Annotated in this window: 9 protein-coding genes and 4 tRNA genes; 8 read left to right on the top strand and 5 right to left on the bottom strand. The window is 67.1% G+C overall.

Going from position 1 to position 10740, the window contains the following annotated elements; genetic code table 11:
- Positions 1 to 175: 175 nt before the first annotated feature.
- The 4 genes from AC069I_RS19465 to AC069I_RS19450 all read right to left on the bottom strand — a co-directional run bounded on the left by AC069I_RS19465 (position 176) and on the right by AC069I_RS19450 (position 981).
- A tRNA-Val gene (locus tag AC069I_RS19465) sits at positions 176 to 250 on the bottom strand.
- A gap of 1 nt (position 251) precedes the next feature.
- Positions 252 to 322 (bottom strand) — tRNA-Cys (locus AC069I_RS19460).
- A gap of 25 nt (positions 323 to 347) precedes the next feature.
- Positions 348 to 420 (bottom strand) — tRNA-Gly (locus tag AC069I_RS19455).
- 135 nt (positions 421 to 555) lie between these two features.
- Entirely contained in the window at positions 556 to 981 is a 426-nt protein-coding gene (locus AC069I_RS19450; RefSeq protein ID WP_005159130.1) for an SsgA family sporulation/cell division regulator, read from the bottom strand.
- Positions 982 to 1381: 400 nt separating this feature from the next.
- Between AC069I_RS19450 and AC069I_RS19445 the strand changes: the two genes are divergently transcribed.
- The 5 genes from AC069I_RS19445 (at position 1382) to AC069I_RS19425 (ending at position 7316) form a co-directional block, all read left to right on the top strand.
- Positions 1382 to 1453, top strand: a tRNA-Val gene (locus tag AC069I_RS19445).
- An 881-nt stretch (positions 1454 to 2334) separates the two neighbouring features.
- Positions 2335 to 3861, top strand: a complete 1527-nt coding sequence (locus AC069I_RS19440; RefSeq protein WP_478266124.1) for a sugar transferase — start codon at positions 2335 to 2337, stop codon at positions 3859 to 3861.
- A gap of 108 nt (positions 3862 to 3969) precedes the next feature.
- Entirely contained in the window at positions 3970 to 4584 is a 615-nt protein-coding gene (locus AC069I_RS19435) for a malonic semialdehyde reductase (RefSeq protein WP_125683095.1), read from the top strand.
- Between the two features lie 138 nt (positions 4585 to 4722).
- Positions 4723 to 6783: a threonine--tRNA ligase gene (gene thrS, locus AC069I_RS19430; RefSeq protein ID WP_478266123.1), complete on the top strand. Its 2061-nt coding sequence runs from the start codon at positions 4723 to 4725 to the stop codon at positions 6781 to 6783.
- Entirely contained in the window at positions 6780 to 7316 is a 537-nt protein-coding gene (locus AC069I_RS19425; RefSeq protein ID WP_478266122.1) for an HIT family protein, read from the top strand. The genes thrS and AC069I_RS19425 overlap by 4 nt, the downstream gene beginning before the upstream one ends.
- A gap of 551 nt (positions 7317 to 7867) precedes the next feature.
- Here AC069I_RS19425 and AC069I_RS19420 read toward each other — a convergent pair.
- Positions 7868 to 8410: a YceI family protein gene (locus AC069I_RS19420; protein ID WP_034307837.1), complete on the bottom strand. Its 543-nt coding sequence runs from the start codon at positions 8408 to 8410 to the stop codon at positions 7868 to 7870.
- A 118-nt stretch (positions 8411 to 8528) separates the two neighbouring features.
- On the opposite strand from AC069I_RS19420, the gene AC069I_RS19415 reads away from it, so the two are divergent.
- From AC069I_RS19415 to AC069I_RS19405, 3 genes are all read left to right on the top strand, one after another.
- On the top strand, positions 8529 to 9071 hold the full coding sequence (locus AC069I_RS19415; protein WP_478266121.1) for a MarR family winged helix-turn-helix transcriptional regulator: 543 nt from the start codon (positions 8529 to 8531) through the stop codon (positions 9069 to 9071).
- A 103-nt stretch (positions 9072 to 9174) separates the two neighbouring features.
- Positions 9175 to 9816, top strand: coding sequence for a phosphatidylinositol phosphate synthase (gene pgsA / locus AC069I_RS19410; RefSeq protein WP_125683102.1), 642 nt, complete (start codon positions 9175 to 9177; stop codon positions 9814 to 9816).
- Positions 9813 to 10730: a phosphatidylinositol mannoside acyltransferase gene (locus tag AC069I_RS19405; RefSeq protein WP_478266120.1), complete on the top strand. Its 918-nt coding sequence runs from the start codon at positions 9813 to 9815 to the stop codon at positions 10728 to 10730. The genes pgsA and AC069I_RS19405 overlap by 4 nt, the downstream gene beginning before the upstream one ends.
- Positions 10731 to 10740 lie beyond the last annotated feature (10 nt).

Below are 10740 nucleotides of genomic sequence, written 5' to 3'. Positions count from 1 at the left end.
TGTACGAACGGCGCTTACGAGGAGGCATGAGGACATCCTTTCAACAGGACGACTGGTCCTGCTAACTCGGTGTCCACTACCCGGGGTGAACCTCACATCGCCATTTCATCGCCATTTGACGACTGAAGCCCCGCCCCTCCGAGGAGGAGCAGGGCTTCTGACCTGCGAAAACAGATGGTGCGCGATACTGGGATTGAACCAGTGACCTCTTCCGTGTCAGGGAAGCGCTCTCCCGCTGAGCTAATCGCGCGAGGTGGAGACGGGATTCGAACCCGTGTACACGGCTTTGCAGGCCGTTGCCTCGCCTCTCGGCCACTCCACCGTGTCAGGCCCGAGAGGGCCTTCCGAGCGGATGACGGGATTCGAACCCGCGACCCTCACCTTGGCAAGGTGATGCGCTACCAGCTGCGCTACATCCGCACATCCTCGGTCCGGCTGAAGCTCAGAACCTCGTGGTTCTGTTCCTCACCTCGTCGCCGTGGTGTGTGTGAACACTATCCGATCCCGAAAACGGCCCTGCAACCGGGGTGCCACTTGCTGTTCGCAAGGCTGTCATCAGGCCAGATCGTTGGGGATCAGGTGGGTCAGGGCGTCGTCGACGTCGACCCACAGGTGCTCGTTGCCCGGGAGCACGACGTCGTAGGTCCGGTCGAGGAAGTCGGCCAGCTCCTGAGCGGACGCCTCGAACATGGCGTGCCCGGACGGCGAGTTCAGTTCGATGAGGACGGACTCGGGGTCTTCGACGGAGGGGCGGATGCGTACGTCGCCGTCGCCCGCGTCGGCCAGGAGGCCGTCCGCGAGGAGGTCGCGCGCGTAGACCCACTCGACCCAGCCGGCGCGGCCGGTGCGGAAGGCGGCCACGACCGCGTACGGGTCGCGTGTGTCGTATCGCAGTTCCACCTTGACCGGAACCGCGGGGGTCCGCGGCGCCAGGAGGTCGAACACCGCCGTCGAGCGGAGCGTCACGTGATCGTTGCGCATCGTCCTACCCTTCGTCTCCTTCCCGGCCCGGTCGAACCGAGTGGCGATGATGTGACGCATCGGCCGGCTGATCGGAACGCGGTTTTGCCGCAGATCACCCGGACGGGGTCATCGGACCCCGGGGCCATCCTCCGTCACCCCATCATCACCCGCGCGACGCGCAGCCCTACATGCGTCCTGCAGGCAGTCCACATGTACATACTGCGCGGTTTAGTCGTCACGCGATAGCACCGTCGCACGAATGTCGAAACGCGTCGCGGGCGGCCCCCTGCCGGGAAAGCCCCGGCTAGCTCGCGGTTGTTCGCTCCGTATTTGCTGGTGAGCGGAGTGTGGTCGGACGGAACCACCCGTTTGCAGGCGCCCTAAAGTCGTGGGGTAGAGTCTCCGGAACACCGCGAGCGGGCGATTAGCTCAGCGGGAGAGCGCTTCGTTCACACCGAAGAGGTCACTGGTTCGATCCCAGTATCGCCCACCGGATGAAGGCCCTGGACCGATGGTCCGGGGCCTTGATTCATTCTCGGGGTGAGCTGTCCGGCGGCATTCGATCCCCAGGTCGGACGCGGGTTATGTGGGGGCGGTACTTCTGCCGTCCCGCGCCGCGCCATCGGTGCCGCCGAATCTCTCGGCGTGGCCGCGGGCCGTCGGGGCGCCACGGTTCGAAGATCTCCGAAGCACCTCGTTCCGGCCGGTGTGGACACTCATCGGATATCTTGCGTCACGCCGTGGAAATGTCGCATGGTCGGACCATTGAGACATCTTTGTGATCCTCGGCACGAAGTGTCCGCCGAAAGGTCCAGACCATGGGGAAGGTGATGTGGGACATGGCCTGACGGCTCGCCCGTCCGGCCGCCGCGACGGGGTCGCCGTGATGCTGACGTGATGTGACGAAACGCCACTCCGGTGACCGATTGACAAGGTAGGTCGGCTCGCGGTGGCCGCGCCCGGCGAGTGGCCGCCCGCCGGTGGCGTGAAATCCACAGTGGACCGCCCGGAGGTCGACTCGCGCGAACCGTCCACTGTGGAGTTTTCTGGGCTGATCGGCCGATCGGGGCCGCGGTGCTCCAAGTGGCCGCGAATCAGGGGAATTCGTGACTACTTTGAGTAGTTGTTCGGCGGATACGGTCTATTACGCATCGTCATCATGTTGTTATCAACACGGCATTCATTTGCCGGATGCCCGCCAAGGCTGTGGCTGGAAATCCTTGTAACGATGGCCGGAGAGTGGCCGATACCTTGGCGTGTGTCGCCCCATCGGCCGCTGAGAGAGCTCGAGAATCGATCACTCTTCGAGATCGTTCTCATTTACTCAGCGTGTTGATCCGGCGTTCGGGAATCCCCACTCCGGGAGGTCTGATGGAAGAGTCGGTGCGGCCGTCGTCCACCGTCAACGGGACGCCGCAGCACATCGACCTTCAGTCGATCCCGCTCCCCCCGCAACGGGGTGCGGGGGCAGCCGTCGCGGTCGGCACGACGTCGGCGCGGCCGCCTTACGCGGCGTGGGAATCGCGGTACCGAGCATGGGTCGTCGGTAGTGACGTTTTCACCGCTTTCGTGCTCATCGTGATGAGCGCCTTCTTGATCGATCGATCCGATCCACACGACATGCACGCGCTCGGGACCGCTGCGGCCTTCCTGTTCGGGTTGTCGGTCTGCCGCGCCTGGAGTCCGCGTGTGCTGGGCGAGGGGGCGGAGGAGTACCGGACGCTGGGGCGTGGCCTGGTGACCACCGCCGTTCTGGTCGCGTTGGGCGGCCTGCTCTTCGGCGCGCTCGCCGTGCAGCCGTGGGTCTTCATCGTCGTCCCGATGATCTCCGTCTTCATGTTCCTGCAGCGGTACGCGCTGAGACAGGTGCTGCACCGGCGCAGGCGGCTCGGTGAATGTCTCCTGCCGGTGCTCGCCGCGGGAAGCCCCGACACGGTCGCCGACCTCATCGCGCGCACCAAGGCCGATCCCCATGTCGGCTGGCGGGTGGAAGCCGTCTGCACGTATTCCGGTGCCGGTGCGGAACGGGGGAGCGGTGAGGTGGAAGGCGTGCCGATCGTCGGGAAGCTCGACGATCTCGCGGGCCACGTCCGCCGCGGCGGCTACCGGGTGGTCGCCGTGACCGCCGATCAGCACTGGAACCCGAAACGCCTGCAGCGGCTCGCCTGGGATCTCGAAGGCACCTCGGCCGAGATGGTGGTCGCGCCGATGCTGATGGAGGTCGCCGGTCCCCGGCTGAACGTCTCCGGCGTGCTCGGCATGCCCCTGCTGCGGGTCACCGCGCCGATGTTCACCGGCGGCCGCCGGCTGGTGAAGGAGGCGCTCGATCGAATCGGTTCGGCCCTGCTCCTCACTCTCGTTTCGCCGTTGCTGCTGGCGATCGCGGTCGCGATCAAGCTCGACGACCGCGGCCCGGTGATCTACCGGCAGCGCCGCGTCGGCCGCGACGGCCACACCTTCACGATGCTGAAGTTTCGCACGATGGTCACGAACGCCGACAAGCTCAAGCAGGAACTCCAGGCGGACAACGAAGGTGCGGGCCCGTTGTTCAAGATGCGGAAGGACCCGAGGGTCACCCGGGTCGGCGGTCTCCTTCGCCGGTACTCCCTCGACGAGCTGCCGCAGCTGTTCAACGTCGTGAGCGGGCGCATGTCGCTCGTCGGCCCTCGCCCGCCGCTGCCCGAGGAGACCGCGAAGTACGCCCCCGACGCGCGCCGCCGTCTCCTCGTCAAGCCGGGGCTGACCGGGCTCTGGCAGGTCAGCGGCCGCAGCGACCTCAGCTGGGCGGAGAGCATCCGCCTCGACCTGCGTTACGTCGAGGACTGGTCGCTCGCCCTCGACCTGGTGATCCTTTGGAAGACCTTCCGTGCCGTGGTGCAGGGGCGAGGCGCCTACTGACGCTTTCCTGTGACCGGACCCACACGCAGAGATAGTTGAGCGAGAAATAGTTCAGCGCTCAACTAGGTTGAGATGGGTACAGGACGCGTACGGAAGGAAGATCCACCCATGACCACCAGCGTTGAGCCGACCGAAGCCTTGAACCTCCCGCAGGACGTTCAGGACCTGTTGTTCCGCGAGGCCCGCACCGCGAACAGCTTCAGCGACGAGCCGGTGACCGACGAGCAGATCCGCGCGATCTACGAGCTGGTCAAATGGGCCCCGACGTCGATGAACAATCAGCCGCTGCGTGCGCTGGTGATCCGCACCGAAGAGGGCAAGAAGCGCCTCGCCCCGCTGATGTCCGAGGGCAACCGTGCCAAGACCGAGGCCGCGCCCGTGACCGTCGTGCTGGCCGCCGACACCGAGTTCCACGAGAACCTGCCGCGCACGTTCCCGCACTTCCCGGGCGCCAAGGACCTGTTCGCCGACGAGGCGGGCCGCGTCGAGACCGCCAAGCTCAACGCGCTGCTGCAGGTCGGCTACTTCATCATCGGTGTCCGCGCCGCCGGCCTGGCCGCCGGACCGATGACCGGCTTCGACGCCGAGGGCATCGACAAGGAGTTCTTCGCGGACAAGCCGTGGAAGTCCCTCGTCGTGATCAACGTCGGCAAGCCGGGCGACAACCCCTGGTTCGACCGCCTGCCGCGGCTGGACTTCGACGAGGTCGTCGAGACCGTCTGACCTCGTTCCTCGACACGCGAAGGCCTTCTTCCGATGGGAAGGAGGCCTTCGTGCTGTTAGGGGTAATGCGTGTGAACCCTGTCTCGGGTGACGACTAGCATCACGCATATCCGAGTTGATTGAACTAAGGAGTCCATCGTGTCCCAGCCGTCGTCAGTAGCAGCCGCAACCGCCCCTCGCGTGGTGGTACCGGCGGGCACTACGGCGGGCACCGCGGTCCGCGAAGCCGGGCTGCCGACCAAGGGGCCGGACACGATCGTCGTCGTGCGCGACGCCGAGGGGAACCTCCGCGACCTCTCCTGGGCCCCGGAGTCCGAAGCCGAGGTCGAAGCCGTCGCGGCGAACACCGAGGATGGCCGCAGCGTCATCCGCCACTCGGCCGCCCACGTGCTCGCCCAGGCCGTGCAGCAGCAGTTCCCGCAGGCCAAGCTCGGCATCGGGCCGCCGGTCAAGGACGGCTTCTACTACGACTTCGCCGTCGACACCCCGTTCACCCCGGAAGACCTGCAGGCGCTCGAAAAGCGCATGAAGCAGATCGTGAAGGGCGCGCAGCAGTTCTCCCGTCGCGTCTTCGACTCGGTCGACGAGGCGAAGAAGGAACTCGCCGACGAGCCGTTCAAGCTCGAACTGGTCGACATCAAGTCCGATGTGGACACCTCCGAAGTGATGGAGGTCGGCGGCGGCGAGCTGACCATCTACGACAACCTCGACCCGCGCACCAAGGAGCGCGTGTGGAGCGACCTCTGCCGCGGCCCGCACGTGCCGACCACCAAGTTCATCCCGGCGTTCAAGCTCACCCGCGTCGCCGCCGCGTACTGGCGCGGCGACGACAAGAATCCGCAGCTGCAGCGGATCTACGGCACCGCGTGGGAATCCACCGAGGCGCAGGACGTCTACCTGGAGCGCCTCGCCGAGGCCGAGCGGCGCGACCACCGCAAGCTCGGTGTCGAGCTGGACCTGTTCTCCTTCCCCGACGAGATCGGCTCGGGGCTGCCGGTGTTCCACCCCAAGGGCGGGATCATCCGGCAGGAGATGGAGAACTACTCGCGCCAGCGGCACGTCGAAGCCGGGTACGACTTCGTCTACTCGCCGCACATCACCAAGGGCGCGCTGTTCGAGACCTCCGGTCACCTCGACTGGTACCGCGACGGCATGTACCCGGCGATGCACCTCGACGCCGAGCACAACGAGGACGGTTCGGTCCGCAAACCCGGCCAGGACTACTACCTCAAGCCGATGAACTGCCCGTTCCACGACCTGATCTTCCGCTCGCGCGGGCGTTCCTACCGGGAACTGCCGCTGCGGATGTTCGAGTTCGGCTCCGTGTACCGCTACGAGAAGTCCGGCGTGATCCACGGCCTGACCCGCGTGCGCGGCATGACGCAGGACGACGCGCACATCTTCTGCACCCTCGAGCAGGTGCCCGGTGAGCTGAAGTCCCTTTTGGACTTCGTGCTGAACCTGTTGCGCGACTACGGTCTCGACGACTTCTACCTCGAACTGTCCACTCGGAACGAAGAGAAGTACATCGGTTCCGAAGAGGTCTGGGCCGAGGCGACCGAGGTGCTGCGCACCGCCGCCGTGGACTCCGGCCTGGAGCTCGTGCCGGATCCCGGTGGCGCCGCCTTCTACGGGCCGAAGATCTCCGTGCAGGCGAAGGACGCGCTGGGCCGCACCTGGCAGATGTCGACCATTCAGCTGGACTTCATGCTGCCCGAGAAGTTCGAACTGGAGTACACCGCCGCCGACGGCAGCCGTCAGCGTCCGGTGATGATCCACCGCGCGCTGTTCGGTTCGATCGAGCGGTTCTTCGGCGTGCTGACCGAGCACTACGCGGGCGCGTTCCCGGCGTGGCTGTCGCCCGTCCAGGTGGTCGGCATCCCGATCACCGAGGACCAGGTCGAGCACCTGCGCGGGGTCGAGAAGGCGCTGCGGGCCAAGGGGATCCGGGCCAACGTCGACGCGAGCGACGACCGGATGCAGAAGAAGATCCGCACCCACACCACGCAGAAGGTGCCCTTCATGCTCCTGGCGGGCGCGAAGGACGTCGAGGCGGGCGCGGTGTCGTTCCGGTTCCGTGACGGCGGCCAGATCAACGGCGTCCCGGTGGCCGACGCGGTCGAGGCGATCGCCGACTGGGTCCAGCGCCGCGAGAACGCTTCGCCGACCGTGGCGGGCTTGGAGGCGGTACTCCGGTGACGGGCCCCGATGGCCCTGAAGTCGTCGGACAGGACGGTGTGGGGGTCCCGGACGCGTTGCAGCGCCTGTGGACCCCGCATCGGCTCGCCTACGTGCAGGGGTCCAAGAAACCCGACGAGGGCTGCCCGTTCTGTCATCTCCCCGAGAAGAGCGACGAGGACGCGCTGATCGTCGCGCGCGGGAAGACCGTGTACGTGGTGCTGAACCTGTACCCGTACAACCCGGGCCATCTGATGGCCGTGCCGTACCGCCATGTCGCGGACTACACGGATCTGACGGCGGAAGAGACCGTCGAGGTGGCGGAGTTCACCCAGCACGCGATGCGGGTCATCCGGGAGGTTTCGTCGGCGCACGGGTTCAACATCGGGATGAACCAGGGCGTGATCGCCGGCGCGGGGATCGCCGCGCATCTGCACCAGCACGTGGTGCCGAGGTGGGGCGGCGACGCGAACTTCATGCCGGTGATCGGGCATACGAAGGTGCTGCCGCAGTTGCTGGGGGAGACGCGGCAACTGCTTGCGGGTGCCTGGTAGATCGATCTCAAGTACATGAAGGCCTCCTTCCTTGCGTCAGGCGCAAGGAAGGAGGCCTTCATGTACTTGGGCCCCTTCGCTGGGCAAGGGCAGAGAGACGGCCTTCGCGGCGTGGTTCTGGACTGGCCGGCAGGAGTCAGCTGCGCTCTGAGTGTCCACAAGGGACGCTTCCGGCGATGAAATGTCTGCTTCAAGGCCCATGTGCCCGGTTTGGCGAGGGGGTCGTCAGTGGTAAGTAGGGTTCTATTCAGGAGTAGGGCAAAGGGGCAGGTTGCGAAAGCCACTTTCGCGACGTCAGCGGGGATGGGTAGTGCGAGAGGTCGGCGCAGGCGGTAGTGAAGGCCTCCTTCCCTACCCTCAGGGTAGGGAAGGAGGCCTTCACTACGCGTTGGTGAGCCTCACGGCCTGGGTACATGTCGCGAAAGGCCGCGAGCTGTCCGCCCACCGCACCCGGCACGTTTGCCGTACCCCTCAATAACCCGAATCGCCACTCACGACACGGTCCGCCGTGGTCCTCACGTGCCGCCGTGGTCACCCGGAACGGGTGGGCTTCAGGCGTTGAGCGCGGCCTGCAGCTCGATGTCGATCTTGACCTTCTCCGACAGGAAGGCGTTGCCCTCCGGGCCGATGCCGAAGTCGCGACGGTTCACGGTCGCGGTGGCCGAGACGCCGAGGGTGGTGGCGTTGTCGTTGGCCGGGTTGGTGCCGATGCCGTTGAACTCGGCCTCGAGCGAGACCGGGACGGTCTTGCCGCGCCAGGTGAGCTCGCCGTCGATGACGTAGTCGCCGCCGTCCTCGCGGATGCCGGTCGAGCGGAACGTGATGACCGGGTGCTCGTCGACGTGGAAGAAGTCCTCGGACTTGAGGTGCGTGTCGCGCCCGTCGACACCGCTGGCGACCGACGAGGCGTCGATCTCGACGGTGACCGACGAGTCGAGGATGTTGTCGGCGGTGACGACCTCACCGGTGAAGGCGGTGAAGTTGCCCCGGGACTTCGCCAGGCCGAGGTGCTTCACGGTGTAGGCGATGTCGGAGTGGGCGGTGTCGATCGTCCACTTGCCTGCGACGTAGCCCGGGATCTCGGTGGTGGTCATGAGAGTCGATCTCCAAAAAGTCTGGGTGCGTTCGTGGTGAACCCTCGTCTGGTTGAGCGCTCAACCATGACTGTAGCGCAATTTGGTTGAGCGTTCAACCAGGGGTAGAATGGGTGGCATGCCCGAACCCCGATGGCTCTCCGACGAGGAGCAAAAAGTCTGGCGCGACTTCTCCGCGGCCACGCGAATGCTGCAAGCGCACCTGGAGGGCCAGCTTCAGCACGAGGCGGGCATGCCCCACACGTACTACGAAGTGCTCGTCGCCCTGTCCGAGGCGCCGGACCGGCGGCTGCGGATGAGCGAACTGGCCGACGCACGGAAAGCGTCGCGCAGCAGGCTCTCGCACGCGGTCGCGCGGCTCGAGGCGAACGGCTGGGTCCGCCGTGAGTCGTGTCCCACCGACAAGCGCGGTTCCTGGGCGGTGCTGACCCCGGAGGGTTTCGCCGCGCTGGAGGAGGCCGCGCCCGGGCACGTCGAGGCCGTCCGCGAGAGTCTCTTCGACCCGCTGACCCCCGAACAGGTGAAGGCGCTCGGCGAGATCAGCGCCGCCGTCCTGGGGCGGCTGTCGCCGAAATGCGCCGCCGCCGAGGCGGAACTGGCGATGCGGGAAGAGACCCTCGCGGACCTCGGGGACTCGGCCGAACTGGCCAAAGCGGACTGACCGGAACCCGGTCCGGGGGCGGGCGCGACGACGAGTGTCGGTGCGGGTGGATAGGCTTCGGGAGGCCACCCGACCCTGCTGCTTAGGTGCACCTGAAGAACCGATGCTCAACATTTTCGCGCGCGCCTCCGTTTCCCGCGTCACCGACCCGATGGGGAAGGTGCTCGTGCGCGCCGGGCTGACCCCGAACGCGATGACCGTCATCGGCACGGCCGGGGCGGTGCTGTGCGCGCTCGGGTTCTTTCCCAACGACATGCTGCTGTGGGGCACGTTCACCGTCTGGGGCTTCGCGATGCTGGACCTGCTCGACGGCGCGATGGCCCGCGCCCGCGGGTACGGCACGGCGTTCGGGGCGGTCCTCGACGCGACCTGCGACAGGCTGGTCGACGGCGCGTTGTTCGCCGCGATCGCGTGGTGGTGCTTCGTCCACGACGACAACCGCCCTGCCGCGGCCGCCGCGCTGATCTGCCTGGTGCTCGCGCAGGTCATCTCGTACGTCAAGGCCCGCGCCGAGGCCTCCGGGCTGGAGGCGGACGGCGGGCTCGTCGAACGTGCGGAACGCCTGATCATCGCCCTCGTGGGAACCGGGCTGCACGGTCTGGGCGTTCCGTACACCGTGGACATCTCGCTCTGGCTCCTCGCGGTGCTTTCGGTGATCACCCTGCTGCAGCGGACAGCCGCGGTGGCCAAGGCGGCGAGGGCGGCCAAGGCGGCCGGGCCACCCGCCGCGGAGGGCGGGGCATGAGCGGGTTCTCCCAGCGGCTCAGCGACTTCGGCTACGCGGCGGGCTGGCGGCTCGCGCGCTGGCTGCCGGAGTCGGCGGGCGCGGTGACCTTCGGGCTGGGCGCCGATCTGGCCGTCCGGCGGGACGGCGGCGGCGTCCGCCAGCTGCGGCGCAATCTCGCCAGGGTGGTGCCGCAGGCCGACGGCGTCGAACTCGACGAGCTGACCCGCCGTGCGATGCGCTCCTACGCCCGCTACTGGCACGAGATGTTCCGGCTGCCCTCGATGGACCACAAGGAGGTCAGCCGCAAGGTCGCCCAGTCGATCACCGGCGTGGAGAACCTCGACGCCGCCCTCGCCGAGGGCAACGGCGCGGTGATGGCGCTGCCGCACAGCGGGAACTGGGACGCCGCGGGCGTCTGGCTCGCGGACTATCTCGGTGGTTTCACCACGGTCGCGGAGCGGCTGAAACCCGAATCGCTGTACCAGCGGTTCGTGTCCTACCGGGAATCGCTCGGCTTCGAGATCGTCCCGCTGACCGGCGACAGCTCCGCGATGCGCGTGCTGCTCAAGCGGCTGCGGGAGAACAAGGCGATCTGCCTGGTGGGGGACAGGGACCTGACGAATTCCGGCGTGCCGGTCAAGTTCTTCGGCGAGCAGACCCGGATGCCGGGCGGGCCGGCCAGGCTGGCCGCCACCACCGGTGCCGCGCTGATCCCGGCCGGCTGCTGGTTCACCGAGGACGGCTGGCAGATCAGGCTGCATCCGCGGATCCGGGTGACGAACCGGTCCGAGGTGCCGGCGGCCACGCAGGCGCTGGCGGACATCTTCGCCGGGGACATCGCCGCGCATCCCGCCGACTGGCACATGATGCAGAAGTTCTGGCTCTCCGACTTCGAAGCCGGGGAACAGGCCGACCTCGGCGAAGCGAGCTGAGCCGATGGCT

The sequence above is a fragment of the Amycolatopsis sp. NPDC043885 genome, from assembly GCF_056435685.1.
Note: the sequence above shows the minus strand (reverse complement) of the source record. Positions and strands in the feature narration are given on the sequence as shown.